The 24,376-nt window shown below is 53.6% G+C and carries 24 protein-coding genes; 18 read left to right on the forward strand and 6 right to left on the reverse strand.

Annotated elements, in window-relative coordinates:
- Nucleotides 1–122: 122 nt before the first annotated feature.
- The 18 genes from aroC to ACIQW9_RS03030 all read left to right on the forward strand — a co-directional run bounded on the left by aroC (nt 123) and on the right by ACIQW9_RS03030 (nt 20,477).
- Complete coding sequence (aroC, locus tag ACIQW9_RS02945) at nt 123–1,223, forward strand: chorismate synthase (RefSeq protein WP_402332737.1); 1,101 nt, start codon at nt 123–125, stop codon at nt 1,221–1,223.
- 54 nt (nt 1,224–1,277) lie between these two features.
- Nucleotides 1,278–2,108: a M48 family metallopeptidase gene (locus ACIQW9_RS02950; RefSeq protein WP_402332738.1), complete on the forward strand. Its 831-nt coding sequence runs from the start codon at nt 1,278–1,280 to the stop codon at nt 2,106–2,108.
- Nucleotides 2,109–2,267: 159 nt separating this feature from the next.
- Nucleotides 2,268–3,668 (forward strand): 3-isopropylmalate dehydratase large subunit, encoded by a 1,401-nt coding sequence (leuC, locus tag ACIQW9_RS02955; RefSeq protein ID WP_402332741.1) that lies wholly within the window; start codon nt 2,268–2,270, stop codon nt 3,666–3,668.
- Between the two features lie 48 nt (nt 3,669–3,716).
- Nucleotides 3,717–3,833, forward strand: coding sequence for an entericidin A/B family lipoprotein (locus ACIQW9_RS02960; protein WP_402332744.1), 117 nt, complete (start codon nt 3,717–3,719; stop codon nt 3,831–3,833).
- 148 nt (nt 3,834–3,981) lie between these two features.
- Nucleotides 3,982–4,629, forward strand: a complete 648-nt coding sequence (leuD, locus tag ACIQW9_RS02965; RefSeq protein ID WP_402332746.1) for a 3-isopropylmalate dehydratase small subunit — start codon at nt 3,982–3,984, stop codon at nt 4,627–4,629.
- An 85-nt stretch (nt 4,630–4,714) separates the two neighbouring features.
- Nucleotides 4,715–5,785, forward strand: a complete 1,071-nt coding sequence (gene leuB, locus ACIQW9_RS02970) for a 3-isopropylmalate dehydrogenase (RefSeq protein WP_402332747.1) — start codon at nt 4,715–4,717, stop codon at nt 5,783–5,785.
- A gap of 66 nt (nt 5,786–5,851) precedes the next feature.
- Complete coding sequence (gene asd / locus ACIQW9_RS02975) at nt 5,852–6,964, forward strand: aspartate-semialdehyde dehydrogenase (protein WP_402332750.1); 1,113 nt, start codon at nt 5,852–5,854, stop codon at nt 6,962–6,964.
- A 223-nt stretch (nt 6,965–7,187) separates the two neighbouring features.
- Nucleotides 7,188–9,920, forward strand: coding sequence for a FimV/HubP family polar landmark protein (locus ACIQW9_RS02980; RefSeq protein WP_402332753.1), 2,733 nt, complete (start codon nt 7,188–7,190; stop codon nt 9,918–9,920).
- A gap of 86 nt (nt 9,921–10,006) precedes the next feature.
- Nucleotides 10,007–10,834, forward strand: a complete 828-nt coding sequence (gene truA / locus ACIQW9_RS02985; RefSeq protein ID WP_402332756.1) for a tRNA pseudouridine(38-40) synthase TruA — start codon at nt 10,007–10,009, stop codon at nt 10,832–10,834.
- 57 nt (nt 10,835–10,891) lie between these two features.
- Nucleotides 10,892–11,584, forward strand: a complete 693-nt coding sequence (locus tag ACIQW9_RS02990) for a phosphoribosylanthranilate isomerase (RefSeq protein ID WP_402332758.1) — start codon at nt 10,892–10,894, stop codon at nt 11,582–11,584.
- A 17-nt stretch (nt 11,585–11,601) separates the two neighbouring features.
- Nucleotides 11,602–12,873, forward strand: coding sequence for a tryptophan synthase subunit beta (trpB, locus tag ACIQW9_RS02995; RefSeq protein WP_402332761.1), 1,272 nt, complete (start codon nt 11,602–11,604; stop codon nt 12,871–12,873).
- 111 nt (nt 12,874–12,984) lie between these two features.
- Complete coding sequence (gene trpA / locus ACIQW9_RS03000) at nt 12,985–13,782, forward strand: tryptophan synthase subunit alpha (RefSeq protein WP_402332763.1); 798 nt, start codon at nt 12,985–12,987, stop codon at nt 13,780–13,782.
- A 116-nt stretch (nt 13,783–13,898) separates the two neighbouring features.
- Entirely contained in the window at nt 13,899–14,771 is an 873-nt protein-coding gene (gene accD / locus ACIQW9_RS03005; protein WP_402332766.1) for an acetyl-CoA carboxylase, carboxyltransferase subunit beta, read from the forward strand.
- A gap of 98 nt (nt 14,772–14,869) precedes the next feature.
- The gene (gene folC / locus ACIQW9_RS03010) at nt 14,870–16,171 is read left to right on the forward strand and encodes a bifunctional tetrahydrofolate synthase/dihydrofolate synthase (protein ID WP_402332769.1); all 1,302 of its coding nucleotides are present in this window, start codon (nt 14,870–14,872) and stop codon (nt 16,169–16,171) included.
- Nucleotides 16,172–16,191: 20 nt separating this feature from the next.
- Complete coding sequence (locus tag ACIQW9_RS03015) at nt 16,192–17,040, forward strand: SPOR domain-containing protein (RefSeq protein WP_402332771.1); 849 nt, start codon at nt 16,192–16,194, stop codon at nt 17,038–17,040.
- 30 nt (nt 17,041–17,070) lie between these two features.
- A complete protein-coding gene (locus ACIQW9_RS03020) occupies nt 17,071–17,559 on the forward strand; it encodes a CvpA family protein (RefSeq protein ID WP_402332773.1) in 489 nt (162 codons plus the stop codon).
- Nucleotides 17,560–17,624: 65 nt separating this feature from the next.
- Nucleotides 17,625–19,142: an amidophosphoribosyltransferase gene (gene purF, locus ACIQW9_RS03025; RefSeq protein ID WP_402332776.1), complete on the forward strand. Its 1,518-nt coding sequence runs from the start codon at nt 17,625–17,627 to the stop codon at nt 19,140–19,142.
- A 90-nt stretch (nt 19,143–19,232) separates the two neighbouring features.
- Entirely contained in the window at nt 19,233–20,477 is a 1,245-nt protein-coding gene (locus tag ACIQW9_RS03030) for a cystathionine gamma-synthase family protein (RefSeq protein ID WP_402332778.1), read from the forward strand.
- A gap of 8 nt (nt 20,478–20,485) precedes the next feature.
- Here the strand turns inward: ACIQW9_RS03030 and ACIQW9_RS03035 are convergent, their stop codons facing one another.
- The 6 genes from ACIQW9_RS03035 to ACIQW9_RS03060 form a co-directional block, all read right to left on the reverse strand.
- A complete protein-coding gene (locus ACIQW9_RS03035) occupies nt 20,486–21,082 on the reverse strand; it encodes a TIGR00730 family Rossman fold protein (RefSeq protein ID WP_402332781.1) in 597 nt (198 codons plus the stop codon).
- A gap of 88 nt (nt 21,083–21,170) precedes the next feature.
- On the reverse strand, nt 21,171–21,686 hold the full coding sequence (locus ACIQW9_RS03040) for a phasin family protein (protein ID WP_402332783.1): 516 nt from the start codon (nt 21,684–21,686) through the stop codon (nt 21,171–21,173).
- A 213-nt stretch (nt 21,687–21,899) separates the two neighbouring features.
- Nucleotides 21,900–22,397 carry an RDD family protein gene (locus ACIQW9_RS03045; protein WP_402332785.1) on the reverse strand — a complete coding sequence of 166 codons (498 nt, stop codon included), beginning with the start codon at nt 22,395–22,397 and terminating at the stop codon, nt 21,900–21,902.
- Between the two features lie 16 nt (nt 22,398–22,413).
- On the reverse strand, nt 22,414–23,088 hold the full coding sequence (locus ACIQW9_RS03050; protein WP_402332787.1) for a DUF3106 domain-containing protein: 675 nt from the start codon (nt 23,086–23,088) through the stop codon (nt 22,414–22,416).
- Nucleotides 23,089–23,111: 23 nt separating this feature from the next.
- Complete coding sequence (locus tag ACIQW9_RS03055) at nt 23,112–23,516, reverse strand: DUF3619 family protein (protein WP_402332788.1); 405 nt, start codon at nt 23,514–23,516, stop codon at nt 23,112–23,114.
- Entirely contained in the window at nt 23,513–24,082 is a 570-nt protein-coding gene (locus ACIQW9_RS03060; protein ID WP_402332791.1) for an RNA polymerase sigma factor, read from the reverse strand. The genes ACIQW9_RS03055 and ACIQW9_RS03060 overlap by 4 nt, the downstream gene beginning before the upstream one ends.
- Between the last annotated feature and the right edge of the window lie 294 nt (nt 24,083–24,376).

The following is a 24,376-nucleotide window of genomic DNA, read 5'->3' on the forward strand; positions in this document are numbered from 1 at the left end:
GTTTTTATAGTTTGGAAACCGTATATTGCACACCGGTTTAACATTCGGCAATGATTTTTCTTGAAGTATTTGTTTTCTGTGCACTGGTAGAATGGCACTTTATTCATTAGCGATGAACCATCATGTCAGGCAATACATTTGGCACACTCTTTACTGTCACCACTTTTGGCGAATCCCACGGCCCGGCAATCGGTTGCGTAATCGATGGTTGTCCGCCTGGAATGGTGTTGTCAGAAGCCGACATCCAGTTCGACCTGGATCGTCGCAAACCGGGCACCTCGCGGCATGTGACGCAGCGCCAGGAATCGGACACAGTGGAAATCCTGTCCGGCGTATTTGAAGGGAAAACAACCGGTACCCCGATTGCGCTGCTGATTCGCAACGAAGATCAGCGCAGCAAGGATTACGGCAACATAACCGACACTTTCCGTCCTGGTCATGCCGATTACACGTATTGGCATAAATACGGCATCCGCGATCCGCGCGGCGGCGGACGTTCGTCGGCGCGTTTGACCGCACCGGTCGTCGGCGCTGCAGCCATCGCGAAAAAATGGTTGCTGGAACAATACGGCACCACATTCAAGGGTTGCATGAGCCAGCTCGGTGAAATCGCGATTCCGTTCGAGAGCTGGGAGCATGTGCCGAACAATCCTTTCTTCTCGGCCAACGCCAGCATCCTGCCGCAGCTGGAAGCGTATATGGACGACTTGCGCAAGAACGGCGATTCCTGCGGTGCGCGTATCGATGTGGTGGCGGAAAATGTGCCAATAGGATTGGGCGAGCCGATCTACGACAAGCTGGATGCGGAAATCGCTTATGCGTTGATGGGCATCAATGCAGTGAAGGGTGTTGAAATCGGCGCCGGCTTCAAATCCGTTGCGCAAAAAGGCACCGAGCACGGCGATGAGCTGACCCCCGACGGCTTTGCCAGCAATAATGCAGGCGGTGTACTGGGCGGTATTTCGACCGGTCAAAACATCACGGCATCGATGGCGATCAAGCCGACTTCCAGCATACGTACCGCGCGCCATTCAATCGACAAGACTGGCAATCCGATCATGGTCGAAACTTTCGGACGGCATGATCCCTGCGTCGGCATTCGCGCCACGCCGATTGCCGAAGCCATGCTGGCGCTGGTGTTGATGGATCACGCATTGCGGCATAGAGCGCAATGCGGCGACGTCAAGGTGAGCCCGCCACCGATACCGGCCAGTTCGCGCTGATTCATTTTTACAGCGTTTTTGCGCAGGATTTATGTTGTTTGACGAGGAATGAACATGAGATTGAGCAAGCGATTTTTTGCGCTTTCATCGGTGGCAACGGCTTCACTCGTACTAATGCTGACAGCTTGCGAAACGGTGCAGACGACACAAAGTGGACTGGTCGGTATCGATAGGACGCAGAGAATGGCAGTGTCGGCGCAGGAGCTGGATCAGGCTGCGGGCAAGCAATACGCGACGCTGATTGCGGAGCAAAAGCAGAAAAACGCCTTGAACCGCAACGCGGCGCAGGTGACGCGGGTGCGCAGCATCGCCAATAAATTGATTGCGCAGACGTCGGTTTTTCGTCCCGATGCGCCACGCTGGCAGTGGGAAGTCAATGTATTGACGTCGCCTGAAGTGAACGCCTGGTGCATGCCGGGAGGCAAGATTGCTGTCTATACCGGCTTGATTGAAAAACTCCAGGTCACTGATGACGAATTGGCTGCCGTCATCGGCCATGAAATTTCGCATGCATTGCGCGAACATGCGCGCGAACGCGCATCCGAGCAAATGGTGGCGGGTAGCGTGATTTCGATCGGTTCGGCGCTGCTGGGTGTGGGCAGTTTGGGGCAGAAAGGTGCCGAATATACATACATGGGCCTGGTTGGGCTGCCCAATTCACGCAGCCACGAAACAGAAGCGGATCGCATAGGTGTCGAACTGGCTGCGCGCGCCGGTTATGATCCGCGCGCCGCGATCACCCTGTGGCAAAAAATGGGGCAGGTAGGTGGCAGTGCGCCGCCCACATTTCTTTCTACCCACCCATCCAGTGCAGATCGTAGTAGCGACCTCACAGTCTACGCACAGCGCGTGATGCCGCTTTATCTGCAGGCAAAAAGCAGATAGCAAGAACAAGGCATTGCATTAAAGATAAATACCCTCATTTTTATGATGAGGCGGTTCCCTGTATGCCTGTGCCGCCGTTTCCTGCAATGGAAACGCACAAATATGGCATAATCAAGAGCTGCTCATCGGTCACTACCGACTTACTTTTACACACGAAATATGGCTCAAACGCTCTACGATAAACTCTGGCAATCGCACGTTGTCGATACTGGCGACGATGGCACAACCGTGCTTTACATCGATCGCCATCTGTTGCATGAAGTCACCAGCCCGCAGGCTTTTGAAGGCTTGAAGCTGGCTGGCCGTCGCCCATGGCGCGTTTCCTCCAATCTGATGGTGGCGGATCACAATGTGCCGACTACCGACCGCTCGGAAGGGATTGCAGATCCGACATCGCGTCTGCAGGTTGAAACGCTGGATCACAATGCACACGAATACGGTTTGACCTACTTCAGCATGCGCGACAAGCGTCAGGGCATCGTGCATGTCATCGGGCCGGAGCAGGGCGCAACCTTGCCTGGTATGACGGTTGTCTGTGGTGATTCGCATACATCCACGCACGGTGCATTCGGCGCATTGGCACACGGCATAGGCACGTCCGAAGTCGAACACGTACTTGCGACGCAAACCCTGCTGGCGCAAAAATCCAAAGCCATGCTGGTACAGGTTGATGGCGCATTGCCGACCGGTGTGACTGCCAAGGACATCGTGTTGGCCATTATCGGAAAAATCGGCACTGCCGGCGGTACCGGTTATGCAATTGAATTTGCCGGTTCGACCATACGTTCGCTGTCGATGGAAGGTCGCATGACCATCTGCAACATGGCGATCGAAGCCGGTGCTCGCGCCGGCATGGTCGGCGTCGACGAAACCACAATTAATTACGTCAAGGGTCGTCCTTTGTCGCCTGTCGGTCCGCACTGGGATCGTGCGGTCGAATACTGGCGTACCTTGCATTCCGATGCTGGTGCCAAGTTCGACTTGGTCGTGACCTTGAACGCTGCTGAAATCAAACCGCAAGTAAGTTGGGGCACATCGCCAGAGATGGTGGTATCCGTGGATGGGCGCGTACCTGATCCGGACAAGGAAAAAGATGCAACCAAGCGTGACGGCATGGAAAAAGCGCTGGTCTACATGGGCCTGAAACCAAACACGCCGATTACCGATATCCGCATCGATAAAGTGTTCATCGGTTCCTGCACCAATTCACGCATAGAAGATTTGCGCGCTGCTGCTGCCGTCGTACGTGGCAAGCATCGTGCATCAAACGTAAAACTTGCTATGGTCGTGCCGGGCTCCGGTCTGGTCAAAGAGCAGGCGGAGCGCGAAGGTCTGGACAAGATTTTCAAGGATGCCGGTTTTGAATGGCGTGAACCGGGTTGTTCGATGTGTCTGGCAATGAATGCTGATCGTCTGGAGCCGGGTGAACGTTGTGCGTCGACTTCGAATCGCAATTTCGAAGGACGCCAGGGTGCGGGTGGTCGTACCCATCTGGTGAGCCCTGCTATGGCAGCAGCTGCAGGTATCGAAGGTCATTTCGTTGATGTACGTGCGCTGTAATTGTTGCTGTAAATGCGTTGCTTTAAATAACACTCACGGAGAGAAAAAATGAAAAAAATCGCTGCTTTGTTGATTGCTTCCGTATGGTTGCTGGCAGGCTGCAATACGGTCCAGGGTTTCGGCAAGGATGTCGAGCATGTGGGCGACAAAATCCAGGGTAAATAAGAAGCTGGTTTGCAGCGATGCACCGATTGATTCGGACGCATCGCTGAACTAAAGCAACTGTCTGCAGTAAAAAGCTTGTTCTGCCGCATCGATACTCAAAAATAATACCGGCGACATCGTCGTCTATACGCACCAACAGTTGGGCACTATGGAAAAATTTAATATTCTTGATGGTTTGGTTGCACCGCTGGATCGTGCAAATGTCGACACCGACGCCATCATTCCAAAGCAGTTTCTCAAGTCGATCAAGCGTACTGGTTTCGGTCCGAATCTGTTCGATGAATGGCGCTATCTGGATCAGGGCGAGCCGGGCAAGGACAATGCGAATCGTCCCTTGAATCCTGACTTTGTGCTGAATCAAGCGCGCTATCAAGGTGCGCAGATTTTATTGGCGCGCAAGAATTTCGGCTGCGGCTCATCACGCGAGCATGCGCCTTGGGCCTTGAGTCAGTATGGTTTCCGCGCGATTGTCGCGCCCAGCTTTGCCGATATCTTCTTCAATAACTGCTACAAGAACGGCTTGTTGCCGGTTGCGCTGACCGAAGCGCAAGTCGACCATTTGTTCAACGAGGTCAAGGCTTTCCCGGGTTTTCATCTGGTGATCGACCTGGAAAAGCAAATCATAGCGACCAGCAACGGTAGCGTTGCCTATCCATTCGATATCGATGCCTTCCGCAAATACTGCCTGTTGAACGGCTTTGACGATATCGGGCTGACCTTGCAAAAGGCTGACAAGATACGCGCGTATGAAGAACGTCATCTTGCTGCACAGCCCTGGCTGTCGAACACCATTTAACGACGCGCATCATAGGCTTGATATATACGGCCTGAATGTTGGCCGCGCGCTTATATTCTTTTTTAATTATTACTGAAGCTATCAAATGAAAATTGCAATTTTGCCGGGCGACGGCATCGGTCCGGAAATCATGAATCAGGCAGTCAAGGTGATGAACGCCTTGGGTGAAAAGTTTGAAATCGAAACCGTGCCGGTCGGCGGCGCAGCATATGCGGAGCAAGGTCATCCCTTGCCGGAATCGACCTTGAAGGTTGCAAAAGAAGCGGATGCTATTTTGTTCGGCGCTGTTGGTGATTTCAAGTACGACACACTGGAGCGTTCGTTGCGCCCTGAACAGGCGATTCTGGGTCTGCGCAAGCATCTGGGTTTGTTTGCAAACTTCCGTCCTGCGATCCTGTATCCGGAACTGGCTGGCGCATCGTCGCTGAAGCCGGAAATTGTTTCCGGCCTCGACATCATGATCGTGCGCGAATTGACGGGCGACATTTACTTCGGTCAGCCGCGCGGCATGCGCGAAGCACCGGACGGTCCGTTCAAGGGCGCGCGTGAAGGTTTTGACACCATGCGTTACAGCGAACCGGAAATTCGTCGCATTGCGCACGTCGCATTCCAGGCCGCGCAAAAACGCAGCAAGCGCCTGACCAGCGTCGACAAGGCCAATGTACTGGAAACATTCCAGTTCTGGCGCGATGTTGTTACCGACGTGCACAAGGAATACCAGGACGTCAAACTCGATCATATGTATGTTGATAACGCAGCAATGCAATTGGTGCGCGCACCGAAAGAATTTGACGTGGTCGTGACCGGCAATATGTTTGGTGACATCCTGTCGGATGCGGCAGCGATGCTGACCGGCTCGATCGGCATGTTGCCATCGGCTTCGCTGGACGCGAACAACAAAGGCTTGTACGAGCCGTCGCACGGTTCGGCACCGGATATCGCAGGCAAGGATATCGCCAATCCACTGGCGCAAATTCTGTCGCTGGCCATGATGCTACGTTACTCGCTGGCCAAGACAGAGCAGGCTGATCGTATTGAAGCAGCGGTGAAAGCTGTCTTGAAGCAAGGTTTGCGTACTGTCGATATTTACGAAGCCGGCACCACCAAGGTCAGCACGACGCAAATGGGTGATGCAGTCGTCAAAGCATTGGCTTGAAACAGGAGTGGCAGAGACTGCCATGAATTTGACTAATAGGGCGTCGGATGCGCCTGAGTTAAGGAAATGATGATGAAAGTTGTTGGCTTAGTCGGTTGGCGTGGGATGGTGGGATCGGTCCTGATGCAACGCATGCAGGAAGAGGGCGATTTCGAGCATATCGAACCTGTGTTTTTCACTACCTCGAACAAGGGTGGAAAAGCTCCGGCAATGGCGAAGAAGGAAACGACTTTGCAGGACGCCAACGATATCGACGCACTGAAAAAATGCGACATCATCATTACTTGCCAGGGCGGTGACTACACCACCGAGATTTTCCCGAAACTGCGTGCAGCGGGCTGGGACGGTTACTGGATCGATGCAGCTTCGACACTGCGCATGAAAGACGACGCCGTCATCATTCTCGATCCGGTCAACCAGAATGTGATTACGGACGCATTGGAACGCGGCGTTAAAAATTACATAGGCGGCAATTGCACCAACTCCATTCTGTTGATGGGCGTGGGCGGCTTGTTCCGCGAAGATCTGGTTGAATGGGTCAGTTCGATGACTTATCAGGCGGCCTCCGGTGGCGGTGCCAATCACATGCGCGAATTGTTATCCGGCATGGGTGTGGTGCATGGCGCGGTGGCAGATGAACTGGCGACTCCTGCGTCGGCGATTCTGGATATTGACCGCAAGGTTGCGGAAACCATCCGCAAGGAAGTGCCAACCGAATTCTTTGGCGCCCCTTTGGCGGGCGGTTTGATCCCGTGGATCGATGCCCAGCTTGAAAACGGCCAGTCGAAAGAAGAGTGGAAAGGCCAGGCCGAAGTTAACAAGATTCTCGGCAATACCAAAACGATTCCGGTCGATGGTTTGTGCGTACGTATCGGTGCGATGCGTTGTCACAGCCTGGCTTTGACGATCAAGCTGAAGCGTGATCTGCCTTTGACTGAAATCGAATCCATCATCCGTTCCGGCAATCAGTGGGTGAAATGGGTGCCTAACGAGCGCGCAGTAACGGTCAAGGAATTGACTCCGGCTGCGATCACCGGCGGCCTGGAAATTGGTGTCGGTCGTGTGCGCAAGTTGAATCAAGGGCCGGAATACATTTCCGCCTTCGTAATTGGCGACCAGTTGCTGTGGGGTGCCGCAGAACCGCTGCGCCGCATGCTGCGCATCGTGCTGGATCGTTGATCGACATATAAAAGCAGCATCTTGCGTTGTCACGACGCAACATAAACCCGCCAAATTCGCTCAATTAAGGAGCGATAGGCGGGTTTTAAATTAGTTGCCAATATGGTTGCGCTTGCGCGCGTAAGTCCATGATGCTATGGTGAAAGTTCTTAGAAAAACGATCAATAAGCGTTGCCTGTGGTCTCCAACGTACGCTAACGGAATACTCTCCATGCCACTAAAAATGCGGTCAACTCCTCGCTCATCCTTTTCCTCGTTCAAATTAAAAACACTCAGTGCAGCAGTGATTTCGGCTGTGGTGTTGTCGAATGCGCATGCAGCAGGCCTGGGAAAACTGACCGTCCTGTCGTCGCTGGGGCAACCGCTGCGTGCCGAGATTGAGCTGACGTCCGTATCGCCCGACGAAGCCGGTTCGCTGATTCCCAAGCTGGCATCTGCCGATGCATTTCGCCAGGCGAATATCGATCTCAATCCAGCTCTGTTTTCATTGCGATTTGCTGTTGAACAACGTGGCAACCGACCTATAGTACGCATCACCTCGACCCAGCCTATCAACGAACCTTTCGTCGACATGCTGCTGGAGTTGGCTGGTAATAAAAACCGTTTGGTGCGCGAATATACTTTCCTGCTGGATCCGCCTGAAATGCGCTCTGCGCGTGCTGTCCAGGTAGCGCCTATTGTTGTCGGTCGCGCATTGCCGCCGGTAACTCCTGTCGAGCGCAATCCGGAATCGGTAACACCATCTTCAGAGCCGGCTGCTCAGTCTGCACCTGCCGCTCGTGAAACAGCAGTGCCAAGTGCAGCAAGCAAACCAGCGCGCGCCGTACCAGAACCGAAAGCAGATGCTGCTGCAGCGGATGAGTATCAGGTTAAAAAAGGCGATACGCTGGCGAAAATCGCCAATCAGTATCGACCAAGCGGTGTATCGCTCGATCAGATGCTGGTCTCGCTGTATCGTGCCAATCCTGATGCCTTTATCGGCAAAAACATGAATCGCCTGCGGGCTGGCCAGATCCTGTCCGTGCCGGAGGCAGACAGCGCAAAATCTGTAGCGCAATCCGAAGCAAAAGGAGTCGTTGTGGCGCAGGCCGCCGACTTCAACAGCTATCGCAACAAGCTGGCCGGGCAAGTGGCTGCTGCAGAAGCGAAGAAATCGGACGACGTCAGGCAAACCGCTGGCGGAAAAATCACTACCCGTATTCAGGAAGAGTCCGGCGCCGGAGATGATTCGAAAGACAAGCTGAAGTTATCCAAATCGGGTGCGGCAGCGAATGCTGGCGCAAATGCGGGTGCCAGTGCGGAAGATCTGATTGCCAAAGACAGGGCAATTGCCGAGGCAAATGCACGCGTCAAGGAACTGGAAAAGAATGTCAGCGAACTGCAAAAAATTCTTGAAATAAAAAACAAGGATTTGGCAGAACAGCAAAAGGCAGCATCTGCAACTTCAGCTGCACCGGTTGCTGCAGTTGTGCCAGCAGCGGCAAGTCCTGCTGTTGAAACGCCAACTGCTGCAACTCCGGCAGACGCCGCGGCAACTGCAGCGCCCGCCGAAGCTGTTGTCGCAACTGAAGCTGCGGTCGCTCCTGTTCCAGTGACAGAGCCTGCCCCTACACCTAAACCAGCGCCTAAAAAGCCGGTAGTTGTCGCACCGCCACCACCGCCGCCGAGCTTCTTTGAAGACTTGATGGACAATGCATTGTTCCTGCCGGGCGCTGCCGCCTTGCTGGCATTGCTGGCCGGACTGGGCATCTACAGCTCGCGTCGCCGCAAGCAAACCAAGTCGTTTGAAGACAGCATCATCAGCGATTCCAGCTTGAAGTCGAATTCCCTGTTTGGTTCAACCGGCGGTCAAAGCGTGGACACCAATAACAGTGTGTTCAACTCGAACTTCGTGCCGTCCGCCAGTCAGCTCGATACGAATGAAGTCGACCCTATCGCCGAAGCCGATGTCTATATCGCCTATGGCCGTGACGCACAGGCTGAAGAAATCCTGAAGGAAGCATTGCGCAATCAACCGGATCGCCATGCCGTACGTGTCAAGCTGCTGGAGATTTATGCCAATCGCAATGACGCGCGTTCCTTTGAAATCCTGGCCAGCGAGCTGTACAGCCTGACCAAGGGAGAAGGCGAGGACTGGAAGCAGGCGGCCAATATGGGCTTGATTCTGGACCCGAGCAATCCGCTGTATGCCAACAATACCCTGATGGGGAAAACGGAATCAAACGCTGCTGCATTGAATGCGCACACGCAGCCGTTTGACGAAGAAGATACTGCGACTTCGTCCGAGCCTGCAGAATCAGATACGTCCTTCGCGAGTTCTTCATTGGCGGATAGCCCGACATTGCCGCTCAATGAAGAGTGGAGTCAGAAACCGGCAGATGCTCCAGTGCAGCAAGCCGTGATTGAGGATCTTGATTTCGATCTGGATGGGCTGGACACTGAAAACACTGACAAGAAATCGTCTGAAACGTCGTCGACAGAGATGCCGACTGATATCGCCGATATCGATTTCGGCTTCCTGGAAGATCAATCTGCTTCCGCAACAGGAGAAAAGCCAGCGGTGGCAAGCTTCGAGGCAAGGCAGGAAACGTCACAGTTTGCCGCGCCTGAAATTCTGATTCCGGACGATCTGGGACTGGATTTTCCATCGAAAAATAGTGCTTCTGTTCAAGTAGCCGCAACACCGGCAAAAGAGCCCACTTTTGATCTGTCCGATATCGCACTTGATTTGCATCCTGCCGATGCCGTAGCTGCCAACGATCTGGCTCTGGACGGTTTGGATGATGACACCAGCTATACCAGTAATGCCGAAATGGCGACCAAGCTTGATCTGGCAATTGCCTATCAAGAGATTGGCGACAAGGAAGGTGCTCGCGAGTTGCTGGAAGAAGTCGTCAAAGGCGGTAATGGCGAACAATCGGAGAGGGCGAAAAACCTCCTCAGCAAACTCTCCTGACGGTCTAATATGTAGTATCGACGGGCGCAATGCACTGCTTGCGCCCGTTTTCATTTTCAGTTTGGATTTTTCGGACAATTTTCATCATGAATGGCGAATCAGGCGACGCAATCACATCCAGACGTATCGTGCTCGGCGTGCAATATGACGGTGCGCCGTGGCAGGGATGGCAGACGCAACTCAACGGCTTGACCGTGCAGGACAAGCTGGAATTCGCGCTATACAAATTCACGCAGCAAACCATCACGACTGCTTGTGCCGGACGTACTGATGCGGGCGTGCATGCATTGGAGCAGGTGGTGCATTTCGATACCACGCTGGAGCGCGATATGCAGTCCTGGGTGCGTGGCGTGAATACCTTCCTGCCGTCTTCGATTGCGGTGCGCTGGGCGAGCGAAGTGGCGCACGATCCGGCAGAAAATTTTCACGCCCGCTTCAGCGCGCGCTCCCGCACTTATCACTACATGCTGTACAACAATCCGGTGCGTTCTCCTCTATTGGAAGGCAAGGCGGGTTGGGTATTTCGTACGCTGGATATTGCTAAAATGCAGGAAGCGGCAGTGCATTTGCTGGGGCAACACGATTTTTCAGCATTTCGTTCCGTACAATGCCAGGCCAAATCGCCGGTCAAGACGATGTACGCGATCAAGATAGAGCGGCGCGGCGATTTGATCATGTTCACTGTGCACGCCAATGCGTTTTTGCATCACATGGTGCGCAATATTGTCGGTTCGCTGATTTATGTCGGGAATGGCACGCAAGCCCCGTCATGGCTGAAAGAGGTGCTGACGGGACAGGAACGAAAATTTGCCGCTCCGACCTTTATGCCGGATGGCTTGTATCTGGCCCAAATCGATTACGATCCAAAATGGCAGTTGCCGCAAACGGAGATACAGAATTTCTTGTGGTCTTGATGACATCCGATGCATGAGCAATTTCCACCTTAGACCAGAAGCACTTTTGAAGATGGCATGGATACAATGACACACCGCACCCGCATCAAAATTTGCGGCCTGACCCGAATTGAAGATGTGCAAGGCGCAATTGCTGCCGGCGCGGATGCAATCGGATTCGTTTTTTATTCCAGGAGTCCGCGCTATATCGCGCCGGATGCGGCGGCACAATTAATCGCACAGATTCCGCCCTTTGTCAGCGCGGTCGGCTTGTTCGTCAACGCCAGTGTGGAAGAAGTGCAGACTGTAGTGGCGCAAACATCAATTGCACTGCTGCAATTCCATGGCGACGAAACAGTGGCAGAATGCGCAGCGATTGCTGCTGCAGTGAATCGCCCCTTCATACGCGCCATTCGCGTAAAACCGGATACCAGCGCGGCTGATTTGCTAGAATACGAATCTGATTATCGCGCCGCCAGCAGATTGTTTGCCGGCCTGTTGCTGGATACCTATGTGGATAGCTACGGCGGCAGTGGAAAGGTTTTCGATTGGTCTCTCATACCCGCAAACATCGCGCCTCGGGTCGTTTTAAGTGGTGGCTTGAGCGCACAAAACGCGACTGACGCGGTACAGCGCGTTCGCCCTTATGCGGTCGATGTCAGTAGCGGCGTCGAACGCGACAAGGGCATCAAGGATATCGCGAAAATTCGCGCTTTTATCGATGCTGTGCATAGTGCAGATGCAAATGCAGATGCAATACAGCCAGACTAAACAGTAAAGAGAACATCATGAAAGAATTAAACGTGCTCGGCACTTACGCCGAGCGACAGGCAATTGCGGAAACGAGTTTGCAGCAGACGGCTCCTTACAATTTCCCTGATGCGAAAGGCCATTTCGGTCAATATGGCGGCAGCTTTGCTGCGGAAACCTTGAGTCAAGCGTTGACCGAGCTGAAGGATGCCTATGCGCATTACAGCAAGGACCCTGCATTTCTGGCTGAGTTTCATTACGACCTGAAGCATTTCGTCGGTCGCCCGAGCCCTATCTATCATGCCAAACGCTGGTCCGAGCAAATGGGCGGCGCGCAGATTTACTTCAAGCGCGAAGACCTGAACCACACCGGCGCGCACAAAATCAACAACGTGATTGGCCAGGCATTGCTGGCACGTCGCATGGGTAAGAAGCGCATCATCGCTGAAACCGGTGCCGGTCAGCATGGCGTTGCCACAGCGACGATTTGTGCGCGTTTCGGTTTGGAATGTGTGGTCTACATGGGCAGCGAAGACGTCAAACGCCAGGCGCAAAACGTCTATCGCATGAAGTTGCTGGGTGCCACAGTTGTGCCGGTCGAATCCGGTTCCAAGACACTCAAGGATGCGCTGAATGAAGCGATGCGCGACTGGGTGACCAACGTTGAAAACACGTTTTACATCATTGGTACGGTAGCAGGCCCGCATCCTTACCCGATGATGGTGCGCGATTTTCAATCGGTGATCGGTAATGAGTGCCTGACGCAAATGCCGGAAATGACCAGCCGCCAACCGGATTACGTCATCGCCTGTATCGGCGGCGGCTCCAATGCGATGGGGATTTTCTATCCATATATCGAACATCAAAATGTGCAATTGATCGGCGTGGAAGCGGCAGGTGAGGGACTGGAGAGCGGCAAACATTCGGCATCGCTGACGGCGGGTTCGCCTGGCGTATTGCATGGCAATCGCACCTATTTGCTGCAAGATGAAAACGGCCAGATCATTGAGACGCATTCGATTTCGGCTGGCCTCGATTATCCAGGTGTAGGTCCGGAACACGCCTGGCTGAAGGATTCCCATCGTGCGCAATATGTCACGATTACGGACGAGGAAGCGCTACAAGCCTTTCATGATTGCTGTCACATCGAAGGTATCATCCCGGCGCTGGAGTCCAGCCACGCATTGAGCTATGCCGCCAAGCTGGCTGCGACGCTGCCAAAAGAAAAAATCGTGCTGGCTAATCTGTCCGGCCGTGGCGATAAGGATATGCATACGGTAGCGCAGCGCATGGGTTTGAAATTCGATTGAACCTGCACGGCGGGAAAATCGCTTCCTGTGCAGAGTTGGCACTGAAGCGACTTTCAGAAAATTGAAATGTACGCGACTAAACCTAGTCTGAAAAATTTATAAAGTATCTTCATGTCCAGAATTCAACCCACTTTATCCGCATTGGCGGCGAAGAAAAAGAAAGCGCTCATCCCATTTATTACGGCCGGCGATCCGGCACCGGATTTGACTGTGCCCTTGATGCATGCGCTGGTAGCCGGCGGCTCCGATATTCTTGAATTGGGTGTGCCGTTTTCAGACCCGATGGCGGAAGGCCCGGTCATTCAGCGCGCCTGCGAGCGAGCGCTCAAATTCAATGTCGGCATGCGCGATGTGCTGGGCTTCGTCAGTGAATTCCGTAAAACCAATAACACCACTCCCGTCGTTTTGATGGGTTATGCCAATCCTATCGAGCGCATGGGGCAAACGGCTTTCGTCCTGGCAGCGAAGGCAGCTGGCGTGGACGGTACCATCGTCGTCGATTATCCACCGGAAGAATGTGAGGAGTTCGTTGCCACGTTGAAGGCAAACGAGATGGACCCCATCTTTTTGCTGGCGCCGACTTCGACCGAAGAACGTATCCGGCAGGTTGCCAAGCTAGGCAGCGGTTTCAGCTATTACGTATCACTGAAGGGAGTGACCGGCGCTGCCAATATTAATACACAGGAAGTGGCGGAACGCATTGCGGCGATTCGCCAGCACGTGAAATTGCCGATCGGCGTCGGTTTCGGTATTCGCGATGCGGCAACAGCCAGGGCGGTGGCCGCAGTGTCGGATGCAGTTGTGATCGGCAGCCGCATTATTCAGGAAATGGAAAATACGCCGCATGAGCAGGTTGTTGAGAAAGTGCAAACATTTATTGCAGGAATTCGCAAGGCGCTGGACGAATAAGGTGAATTTGTCTTTGCAGACAAGTAAAATATCGCCCATTCGGTAAAAAACACGCAATTGTGGCGAATGTCTGTGCAAACGGTACAATTCGCCAAGTCAAAATGAAAGAGGTCGCGATGAGCTGGCTAGAAAAATTACTTCCCCCGCGTATTCAGCGCTCCGATACCGCCTCGCGCAAATCGGTGCCGGAAGGTTTGTGGGTCAAATGTCCGTCCTGTGAGGCGGTGCTGTACCGCACGGATCTGGAATCGAATATCCACGTTTGCCCGAAGTGCAACCACCACATGCGCATTCGTGCGCGTGATCGTCTGGACGCTTTGCTGGATGCCGGCGGGCGTTACGATATCGGCCAGGAAGTCTTGCCGGTCGATACGCTCAAGTTCAAGGACAGTAAAAAATACCCGGATCGCCTGAAATCGGCACTGGAAGCTACCGGTGAAACCGATGCCCTGATCGTCATGGGCGGCTCCATCATGAGCTTGCCTGTCGTGGTTGCCTGCTTCGAGTTTGAATTCATGGGCGGCTCCATGGGTTCGGTAGTCGGCGAGCGTTTTGCCCGTGGCGCGCAAACCGCGCTGGAGCAAAAAGTGCCGTTTATCTGCATCACAGCCACTGGCGGTGCGCGCATGCAGGAAGGTTTGCTGTCATTGATGCAAATGGCCAAAACCACGTCCATGCTGACCAAGTTGTCTGAAAAGAAATTGCCTTTCATTTCAGTGCTGACCGATCCGACCATGGGCGGCGTGTCCGCTTCCTTCGCCTTCATGGGCGACGTGGTGATCGCCGAACCGAAAGCTCTGATTGGTTTTGCCGGTCCGCGCGTGATTGAAAACACGGTTCGTGAAAAACTGCCGGAAGGTTTCCAGCGCGCCGAATTCCTCGTGACCAAGGGTGCGGTCGACATGATTGTCGATAGACGCAAAATGCGCGAAGAAATCGCACGTCTGTTGGCATTATTGCAAAATCAGGCAGCGGAAGTTCTCGCTTAATCGAGCAGTCTGCTTGCTGAAGCCCGAACCCGGCACGGTTCGGGCTTTTTATTTGACTGTTCGCCTACACATACCAAGCCTTACCACGATGAATTCGCATGAAAAATCATCCTAGCAGCCTCGCCGAGTGGCTCGCCCATCTCGAAACGATGCACCCGAAAGCCATTGACATGGGGCTGGACAGGGTGCGGCAGGTCAAGCAGGCAATGACTGCCGAGTTCACCTGTCCTGTCATCATCGTCGGCGGCACCAATGGCAAGGGCTCGACTTGCGCCATGCTGGAATCCATATTGCTGCGCGCCGGTTATCGCGTTGGTTTGTACACTTCGCCGCACCTGCTGCATTTTAATGAGCGCATGCGGATGAATGGCGAATCTGCCAGCGATGCCGAATTGATTGCCGCTTTCGACAAGCTCGAAGCGGTACGCGCGGATGTCTCCCTGTCTTATTTCGAATTTACGACGCTGGCGGCGATACAGCTGTTTTCCGATGCGAAGCTGGATGCGGTGATTTTTGAAGTGGGCCTGGGTGGTCGGCTGGATGCCGTCAACGTGCTGGATGCCGATGTGTCTATCGTTACCAGCGTCGATATCGACCATACCGAATATCTGGGCGATACACGTGAAAAAATCGGCTTTGAGAAAGCCGGTATTTTCCGTAGCGGGAAAACCGCGATTTGCGGCGATCCGGTGCCGCCTGCATCGCTGGTTGAGCATGCGGAAAAAATTGGTGCTGATTTATGGCTGTTCAATCGCGATTTCAATTATTCGGGCGACAAGCAGCAATGGAATTTCAGTGGACGTGGGCACAGGCGCAACTCGCTGGCTTATCCCAGCTTGCGCGGTGCCAATCAACTGCTGAATGCTTCTTCCGTACTGGCGGCACTGGAAGTCTTGCGCCTGCGTTTGCCGGTCGGTGCGCAGGAAGTGCGTACCGGCCTCGCGCTGGTCGACTTGCCGGGGCGTTTTCAGGTATTGCCAGGCCAGCCTACGATCGTTCTCGACGTGGCGCACAATCCGCATGCCGCCGCTGCGCTGGCACAGAATCTTGGCAATATGGGCTTTCATCCCTACACCTATGCGGTGTTCGGCTCGATGCAGGACAAGGATATTGACGGCGTCATCGCCCACTTGAAAGGGCAGGTTGACCATTGGTGCGTAACGGACCTGCCCTTGCCACGTGCAGCTACGGCGGCCGATATCCGGGAAAAGCTGCTGCATGCTTATGCCGATTTGCCACCCGCCGCAGAAACCGAACGCAGCATCCGCACATTCGCTACGCCTGCAGATGCTTTTGCAAATGCGCTCAGCCGAGCGGGCGAGAATGATAGAATTACGGTTTTCGGATCATTCCTTACCGTCGCTGGCGTGATGGAATTCCGACACTCCGAACATCACTAACGAATTTCACACTATATCGTATGGGCTTGTTCTCGTTTCTTCGTAAAAATAAGCAGGAATCATCGGTCGGCAAGAGCGATTTTTATTCGCAGTCCGATGAAGAAGTGCCGACTGGCCGCAGTAAGCGTCGACAAGGCAGCAAACGCGAAGAAGCGGTCGATCCGGTCTTGCCGGAAAAGAAACGCGCGCGCCGACGTCTGGTTGGTGCGATTGCTTTGGTACTGGCTGCCATCATCGGTTTGCCGATGATTCTAGACTCTGAGCCCAAGCCATTGGCTGACGATATCGCCATTCAAATTCCATCCAAAGATACGCCGGTGCCGCCTGCGCAAGCTAAAGTCGCTGCTGTGCAAAAGGAAAATCGCGAACCGTTGGCAGAGTCGCTCAATCCTGAAGAAGAAGTGCTGGAGCCGAGCGCAATTGCGCCCAAGGCGGAAGTGAAAACAGAGGTAAAAACAGAAGTGAAAGCGGTCGAGCCTGATAAAAAGACGACGCCGGCGCCAGTCATGAAGGCTGAATTGCCAGAACCAAAAGTGGCAACGCACCCTCCAAGCATAGCAAAGGCCGATCATTCGGACGAAGCTGCGCGGGCACGGGCGATTCTGGAGGGCAAATCGAATTCCGCCGAGCATGCAGTTGCCGGCAAGGTCGTGTTGCAAGTCGCAGCACTGGCTACACAAGACAAGGTAAATGAGCTGCAAAAGAAATTGCAGGGTGCCGGCTTGAAGTCGTACACGCAAAAAGTGGCGACCGAATCCGGTGAGCGCATACGTGTACGCATAGGCCCGTTTGCAAACAGTGCGGAAGCCGAAAAAGCCCGCGCCAAACTGGTCAAGATCGGTTTGAATGCAAAACTGATTCCGGCGTGATGGCCGGATGCGCGTTAAAGTAAATCGACAGTGACGATTTTTGATTATCTGGTCTTGTTTGTACTGATCTGCTCCATCGTCATCAGTACCTTGCGCGGGCTGGTCAAGGAAATCCTGTCCTTGCTGAGCTGGATCGTGGCATTTGTGGTCGCCAACGCCTATGGTGAATCGCTGGCGCAGCTGCTGCCGGATATGGTGCCGGGCAACACGACGCGCCTGATAGTAGGATTCATCGTCTTGTTCATCGGTGTACGCATCCTGATGGGCTTGCTGACGATGGCGCTGGATGCGGTGGTCAAGGCAAGCGGTTTAGCTCTGGCGGATCGTGGTCTGGGCGGTTTGTTTGGTCTGGCGCGTGGTTTGCTGATCGTGCTGGCTGGCGTATTGTTATGCGGTATGACGGCGATCCCGCAACAGAGTTTTTGGAAAGAAGCCTTGTTCAGTCCGCTGGCGGAAACCGCTGCATTGACGGTCAAGCCTTTCCTGCCGGGTGATTTTGCACAACATATCAAGTTTTGAATCGAAATTTTCAATTCAAGATTTTACATTCGCAGTTTTAATTTGTTCTAGTTGAGGAGTCCACCATGTGTGGCATTGTTGGCGTCGTTTCTCACAACCCTGTAAATCAATTGATCTATGATGCGCTGCTGCTGTTGCAGCACCGTGGTCAGGATGCTGCCGGTATCGCAACCGATAACGGCAATACATTCAGCATGCACAAGGCCAACGGCCTGGTACGGGATGTTTTCCGCACGCGCAATATGCGTTCGCTGTTCGGCAATTCGGGGGTCGGCCAGGTCCGTTATCCGACGGCCGGCTCATCCAGCGCGGAAGAGGCGCAACCGTTCTACGTCAATGCGCCGTTCGGCATCATCATGGCGCACAACGGCAATCTGACCAACTGGGAACAGTTGAAGATCGAGATGTTCAAGAATGACAGACGTCATATCAACACGACTTCCGATTCCGAAGTATTGCTGAACGTTCTGGCGCATGAGATTCAACAGGCTACGACCGGCTATTCGCTCGATCCGGCAGCGATTTTCAAAGCAGTGGCGATGGTGCACAAGCGGGTGCGCGGGTCGTACGCAGTGACAGCGCAGATCGCCGGTTACGGATTGCTGGCTTTTCGCGATCCGTTCGGCATTCGTCCGCTGTGCATCGGTTTCAATGAAACTGACAAAGGCACTGAATATCTGGTGGCCAGCGAATCGGTGGCGCTGGAAGGCCTGGGTTTCCGCTTCCTGCGCGATGTATTGCCGGGCGAAGCAATTTTCATCGACATCGAAGGAAAACTCTACAACCAGCAATGCGCAGAAAATCCGACGCTCAATCCTTGCGCATTTGAATACGTTTATTTTGCGCGTCCGGATTCGATTATCGATGGCGCATCGGTGTATGCAACACGTTTGAAGATGGGTGAGTATCTGGCGGAAAAAATCGCACGCGAATTCCCGCTGGGAGATATCGACGTTGTGATGCCGATCCCGGATTCCTCGCGTCCTGCAGCGATGGAGCTGGCGCACAAGCTCAATATCGAATACCGCGAAGGCTTCATCAAGAACCGTTACATCGGTCGCACCTTCCTGATGCCGGGACAAGCGATTCGCAGCAAATCGGTACGCCAGAAATTGAATGCCATCGGTTCGGAATTCAAAGGCAAAAACGTATTGCTGATCGATGACTCTATCGTGCGTGGTACCACCAGTCGCGAGATCGTGCAGATGGCGCGTGAAGCCGGAGCGAAAAAAGTGATGTTTGCATCGGCTGCGCCACCGGTTAAATTCCCTAACGTGTACGGTATCGATATGCCTACTCGCGCAGAGTTGATTGCATACGGTCGCACTGATGAAGAAGTCTGTCGTGAAATTACTGCAGATGCCTTGATCTATCAGGATATCGATGCATTAAAGCGCTCTATTGCTGACGTAAATCCGGCCTTGAAGAGTCTGGAAGCGTCGTGCTTTGACGGTATTTACGTGACAGGCGATATTTCGCGCGACTATCTGGACCGGATTGAATTTGCCCGCAATAATCCGAAACCGGAAACAGACGACGCAATTCGCTCGCAACTGAACTTGAATCTGGCGCAGGTAGATTAATCACTCTGCTGCATTGATGTGTATTGATGCCTGCTTTGCGCACCTGGTGCGCACGCAGGCTTTTTTATTTGGCATCCCGAATTGACCACGATGACTGATTCTAAAAAATACGGCTTTACCACCACCACGCTGCATAGCGATCGCCAAAAAACGATCGAGCATGGCTCCCTGCACAAACCGATTCACACCTCGGTAACCTTCGGCTACAACGATGCGCGCGAACTCGCGACGGTGTTTCAGGGCAAGCAGCCGGGTTATCGCTACGGACGGCAGGGCAACCCGACGGTGGCGGCGCTGGAAGACAAAGTCAATAAAATGGAAAACGGCTTTGCGACGATCTGTTTTGCAACCGGCATGGCGGCAATTGGTGCGCTTGCGCAGGCCTTGCTGCAGGAGGGCGATCACGTCGTATCTTCGGCCTTTTTGTTTGGTAATACCAATAGTCTGTGGCAAACCGTCGGTTTGCAAGGCGTGGCTGTTTCGATGGTGGATGCAACCGATGTCAAGCATGTGGAAGCCGCCATCACGCCCGCCACGCGTATCGTCTTCGTCGAAACCATCGCCAATCCGCGCACGCAGGTAGCCGATCTGGCGCGCATAGGCAAGTTGTGTGCGGAGCGCGGCATTGTCTATATTGTCGACAACACGATGACCTCGCCCTATCTGTTCCAGCCGAAGTCGGTAGGTGCCAGCATCGTCATCAATGCGCTGACGAAATCCATCGGTGGTCACGGCAATGCGCTAGGCGGCAGCCTGACGGATACCGGCTTGTACGATTGGTCGCGTTTCCCGAATATCTTCGATACGTATAAGCGTTACCCAACCGTGCAATGGGGCATCGCACAGATACGTGCAAAGTCCCTGCGCGATTTCGGCGCTTCGCTTGGACCTGAGGCGGCGCACCACCTAGCGGTCGGTTCGGAAACGATGGCGCTGCGTCTTGATCGCGAATGTGCGAATGCGCTGGCGGTGGCACAGATGCTGGAAGCTGATGAGCGCGTGGCGGCCGTGTATTATCCGGGGCTGAAATCACATCCACAGCACGCGATTTCCACCGAGTTGTTCCGTTCTTACGGCAGTCTGTTCAGTTTTGAACTGAAAGACGGTATTGATTGTTTCGATTATCTGAATCGCCTGAAGCTGGGTATTTCGGCCAGCAATCTGGGCGATACGCGCACACTGGTGATTCCGGTTGCCCATACCATTTTTTATGAAATGGGCGCAGAGCGCCGCGCCAGTATGGGGATTGCAGAATCCTTGATACGTGTGTCGATAGGCATTGAAGATACGGACGACCTGGTGGAAGATTTCCGGCAGGCGCTGGATGCTGTTTAAGATTTTTATCAGGGTAGCAGTGTTTTAGCAGCAAGTGCATCCAGCACCTTGGTGCTTGGTTGCGGAATAAACGTCTGTAATTTATGCAGCAAATCAGATGCATTTTTCTCATGCATCATCAATGCAGCCTGATTTGCCTTTACAAAACCTTGCGTTACCTGGTTTTGCACAAAAGCGATCAGGCCGTCGTAGAAACCGTCGACATTCAATACCCCAACCGGCTTTTCATGAAAGCCGAGTTGCGACCAGGTCAGCACTTCAAATAATTCTTCCAGTGTGCCGATGCCGCCCGGCATGGCAATGAATCCATCCGATAATTCCGCCATCATGGCTTTGCGCTCATGCATGTCTTTGACGACATGCAAGTGAGTCAATTGTGTGTGGCCGACTTCCTTATCGAGCAAGGCTTGCGGGATCACGCCGGTTGCTGTGCCGCCCAAACGCAATACTTCATTTGCAATGACGCCCATCAGGCCGACGTTGCCGCCGCCATAGACCAGGGCTATATCCTGTCGGACCATTTCTTCGGCCAGTGTACGTGCCGCATCGGCATAAACGGGTTTGGCCCCGAAGGAGGAGCCGCAATAGACGCAAAGGGATTTCATTATCAGGGGAGGGTACTCAAGTTACGAAAAGTAAAAGCGGGTTGCGCGTGGCGCAATCCCGCTGCTGCTTGAAGATGGCGTTCGCCGTTTAGCGGCTCGTTTTTGTGGCCGCTTTTTTGACGACAGCTTTCTTTTTCGCTGCCGGTTTGGCTGCGGCTTTTTTTGCGACAGCTTTCTTGGCAGGCGTTTTTTTCGCAGCCTTTTTCACAGCCGTTTTTTTGCTGTCAGGCTTGATCAGGGCATCGATACGCTTATGCAGCGCCAGTAATTCATTTTGTGTCGATAGGCCGAGACTGGTCAGCGAGCGTGTGACGGTTTCTTCTATCAGTTGCTCCAGACTATTCCAGGATTCGCTTGCCTGCTTGCTCACGCGGCCGCTCATTTTTTGCAGGCCTGCTGATACATCGGACACTTGATCCTCGGCGATCTGGCGCGTGCGTTTCTGCAGACTGGAACTATCCTTCGCGAGTTTGGAAATAACCTTACCGCCTTTTTTCTGCGTCTTCGCAAATGCATCCAGACCTGCTTGCCATATCTGCTGTGCAGAAGCATGCACGCCGTTATGTAATTGATTGCTAGTCGATTTCTTCATTTTCTTTGCCATGTGACTTCTCCGTTCAGGTTAAACAAAAACGTCTGGTCTGGCATGGACATCCATCAGATGGAAATGCCGGAAGTGCAATCAATTATAGTGGCAATAAGGCGCGGCGAGGGGTATTGCCTTTGAGGTGCAGGCTTGAATTTTCTGTCAGCATGATGCTCTGCCAGGTGTGCGGAAATGGACGAATGGACGCAGGCCGCGCCGCATCTGCTCTGCTTATTTGGCTTTGTTGAGCTGGATGATTTTTGTACCGGCAATGCGGTCATGCAAGAATTGCCGGCTTGGATGCAGGCTGGCCGTGAGCGCCCAGGCGAGGATATTTGCCATCACGATCGCTACGGCGCTCCATTCCTTGGCATCCAGCAGCCAGGCAATGGCGAGGCCGGGGACAAACCATAGCCATGCGAGGAAATAACGCGCCAGCGCGTGTTTGAAGGGCAACTGCCTGCCATCCTGCGTCACCAGGCGCATGCGCCATGTTTTCATCGGCAGAGTTTGCCCGCTATGCATCCAGAACCAGATGAAATATGCGCCTATAACGATAAACAACCAGTACTGCGCTGCATGACGAAGATAGAGTGCATGACGCTGCTGAAAAATCAATGCAAACAACAGGTCGGCAATTGCTACTACGCCAAATAGCAGCACGCCTTCATAAATCATGACAGTCAGGCGGCGTTTGATAGTGGGTGTATCGGATGATTCAAATTGCATGGGGCAGGCAGTTCACTCAAGGCGTAGACGGGGCGGGATGTATAGTCGAAGATTGCGTTGCTTCTGCCGTGGGCTGGGGCGCTTGCGCCGGGGTGCCGAGTTTCGGTGGTTTTTTTATGACCGGATCTTTGCCAGCATACTGGCGCGGCGGATTGGCTAGCGGTTTTTTCGGTTTGGCCGTGGCTGCCAACTGTTTCTTTTTCTCTTCCGATAATTGCTGATATTCCTCCCATTGCCGGGATTTTTGCTCTGCATTCAGTTTCTTCGCGCGCGAATAGCTTTCACGCGCCAGACGGCGTTGCTCCGGGGATAGCTTGACCCAGTCGCGCATGCGCCCCTGCATGCGCGCTTGCTCTTCCGGCGGCATGGAGGCAAATCGGTTGGCGAGTTCCAGCCATTTCTCCTTGCGAAAACTATCCAGCCTGGACCAATCTCCGGCCAGTGGGGCAAGGGCACGTTGTTGTGCGGGGCTTAATTTATTCCACTCTGATTTGGCAGTGGTGCCGGCGCGCGGTTTGGCTACCGTTTTGACGGCTTGCTGCGGCGCTGCTGGTGGCGTGACTACTGCAGTCGGTTGCGGCGTCGGCGCAGGAGCGGGAGTCGATACAGGGGCAGGCATGGCATGTAGCACGCCGGCCAGCAGAGTGGGCGGCAACGCTGCAGCGATTTTCCCAAGACGGCTAGTCTTCAAGGAAAAAATCCATGCCCTCATGCCTAATCCTCTGCCTTGGCTAGAAATGCGTTAAAGCCGCTATCCAGATAAGCAGATATCGGAAGGTCATCGCTCAATACTGCGGCATCGATGGCGGCAGATTCAATAATTTGCTGGCGTTGCTCGAATTGATAAATACCCATCAAGCCAAAAAACAGGACTGCCAAAGGTACCGCCATGCCCATGCGCGCTATCCAGGAAAAGCGCTTGTGGGTTGACGGTGCGGGATGACCGGCCAGGGCTACATGCGGCACCAGCACTGCTGCTGTGGATTCTGCTTTCTTGTGAGATAAGGCGAGATTGCGAGCAGATGCAAGCCGTTCGCAGATATTTTTCGGCAAATCGTTGCTGCTCTCGTCCAGCGCATGGCGTAATTTATACGCCAGATCCAGTTCTTTCGTTTTCATAAGTAAATTCCTTTGGCTTTCAACGCCTGAGCCAGGGTGTGCGTCGCGCGGGAGCAATGCGTTTTCACGCTTCCCTCGGAACATCCCATGGCGATCGCGGTTTCGGCCACGTTCAGATCCTGCCAATAACGCATCAGGAAGGCTTCTCGTTGACGCGCCGGCAGGTTTTGTACTTCGTGCTCTATGAACTGGAGTACTTGTTTGCGTTCCAGTTTGCCCAAGCCAGTCTCTGCGCCGTAGCTACCTTCTTCTGCTTCGACCATATCCATGGCATCGAAGTTTTCCTGGTCTTCCTGTTTGTTGCCAAAACTGGAAAACAGGCTGATCCATGAGCTGCGCACTTTTTCGCGCCTGAAATAATCACGGATAGTATTTTGCAGAATGCGCTGGAACAGCATGGGCAGTTCGGCTGCCGGCTTGTCGCCGTATTTTTCGGCGAGCTTGATCATGGCATCCTGCACAATATCGAATGCGGATTCGTCCTTGCGTACGGCGTACAGGGCTTGCTTGAACGCACGTCGTTCGACGTCTGCAAGAAAATCCGAAAGTTCTTTATCAGTTGCCATTGGATGCAGCGCATTTATTAGTGCGCTGCCGAAGATGTTGCTGGATTCGATGTCTCGACAAAAATTGGACAATCACTTTTTCAAACTGCAGGCATGCTAGCAAAAAAGCCTCGTTTGCGGGTATTTTTGCGCAAAATCCTTGATTTCAAACGCTTTGCAATGAATTTCACTTGACCGAAATGGTGCGACGCAGTAACGTATTAGTCCCTTTGCGATCACAAAGGGCACTATGGTCTTTCCGCGTGTTGCGCATGATGCAATGTTGCAGGAAGACGCGCTTCAAAATTTGAAAGC

Origin of the sequence: Herminiimonas sp. NPDC097707, assembly GCF_044761395.1 — a bacterium.
Lineage (GTDB): Bacteria > Pseudomonadota > Gammaproteobacteria > Burkholderiales > Burkholderiaceae_D > Oxalicibacterium.

Excerpts from the sequence above, each read along its gene's own strand:
- aroC (WP_402332737.1), top strand. The coding sequence starts at position 123 with ATGTCAGGCAATACATTTGGCACACTCTTTACTGTCACCACTTTTGGC.
- ACIQW9_RS02950 (WP_402332738.1), top strand. The coding sequence starts at position 1,278 with ATGAGATTGAGCAAGCGATTTTTTGCGCTTTCATCGGTGGCAACGGCT.
- leuC (WP_402332741.1), top strand. The coding sequence starts at position 2,268 with ATGGCTCAAACGCTCTACGATAAACTCTGGCAATCGCACGTTGTCGAT.
- ACIQW9_RS02960 (WP_402332744.1), top strand. The coding sequence starts at position 3,717 with ATGAAAAAAATCGCTGCTTTGTTGATTGCTTCCGTATGGTTGCTGGCA.
- leuD (WP_402332746.1), top strand. The coding sequence starts at position 3,982 with ATGGAAAAATTTAATATTCTTGATGGTTTGGTTGCACCGCTGGATCGT.
- leuB (WP_402332747.1), top strand. The coding sequence starts at position 4,715 with ATGAAAATTGCAATTTTGCCGGGCGACGGCATCGGTCCGGAAATCATG.
- asd (WP_402332750.1), top strand. The coding sequence starts at position 5,852 with ATGATGATGAAAGTTGTTGGCTTAGTCGGTTGGCGTGGGATGGTGGGA.
- ACIQW9_RS02980 (WP_402332753.1), top strand. The coding sequence starts at position 7,188 with ATGCGGTCAACTCCTCGCTCATCCTTTTCCTCGTTCAAATTAAAAACA.
- truA (WP_402332756.1), top strand. The coding sequence starts at position 10,007 with ATGAATGGCGAATCAGGCGACGCAATCACATCCAGACGTATCGTGCTC.
- ACIQW9_RS02990 (WP_402332758.1), top strand. The coding sequence starts at position 10,892 with ATGGATACAATGACACACCGCACCCGCATCAAAATTTGCGGCCTGACC.
- trpB (WP_402332761.1), top strand. The coding sequence starts at position 11,602 with ATGAAAGAATTAAACGTGCTCGGCACTTACGCCGAGCGACAGGCAATT.
- trpA (WP_402332763.1), top strand. The coding sequence starts at position 12,985 with ATGTCCAGAATTCAACCCACTTTATCCGCATTGGCGGCGAAGAAAAAG.
- accD (WP_402332766.1), top strand. The coding sequence starts at position 13,899 with ATGAGCTGGCTAGAAAAATTACTTCCCCCGCGTATTCAGCGCTCCGAT.
- folC (WP_402332769.1), top strand. The coding sequence starts at position 14,870 with ATGAAAAATCATCCTAGCAGCCTCGCCGAGTGGCTCGCCCATCTCGAA.
- ACIQW9_RS03015 (WP_402332771.1), top strand. The coding sequence starts at position 16,192 with ATGGGCTTGTTCTCGTTTCTTCGTAAAAATAAGCAGGAATCATCGGTC.
- purF (WP_402332776.1), top strand. The coding sequence starts at position 17,625 with ATGTGTGGCATTGTTGGCGTCGTTTCTCACAACCCTGTAAATCAATTG.
- ACIQW9_RS03030 (WP_402332778.1), top strand. The coding sequence starts at position 19,233 with ATGACTGATTCTAAAAAATACGGCTTTACCACCACCACGCTGCATAGC.
- ACIQW9_RS03035 (WP_402332781.1), bottom strand. The coding sequence starts at position 21,082 with ATGAAATCCCTTTGCGTCTATTGCGGCTCCTCCTTCGGGGCCAAACCC.
- ACIQW9_RS03040 (WP_402332783.1), bottom strand. The coding sequence starts at position 21,686 with ATGGCAAAGAAAATGAAGAAATCGACTAGCAATCAATTACATAACGGC.
- ACIQW9_RS03045 (WP_402332785.1), bottom strand. The coding sequence starts at position 22,397 with ATGCAATTTGAATCATCCGATACACCCACTATCAAACGCCGCCTGACT.
- ACIQW9_RS03055 (WP_402332788.1), bottom strand. The coding sequence starts at position 23,516 with ATGAAAACGAAAGAACTGGATCTGGCGTATAAATTACGCCATGCGCTG.
- ACIQW9_RS03060 (WP_402332791.1), bottom strand. The coding sequence starts at position 24,082 with ATGGCAACTGATAAAGAACTTTCGGATTTTCTTGCAGACGTCGAACGA.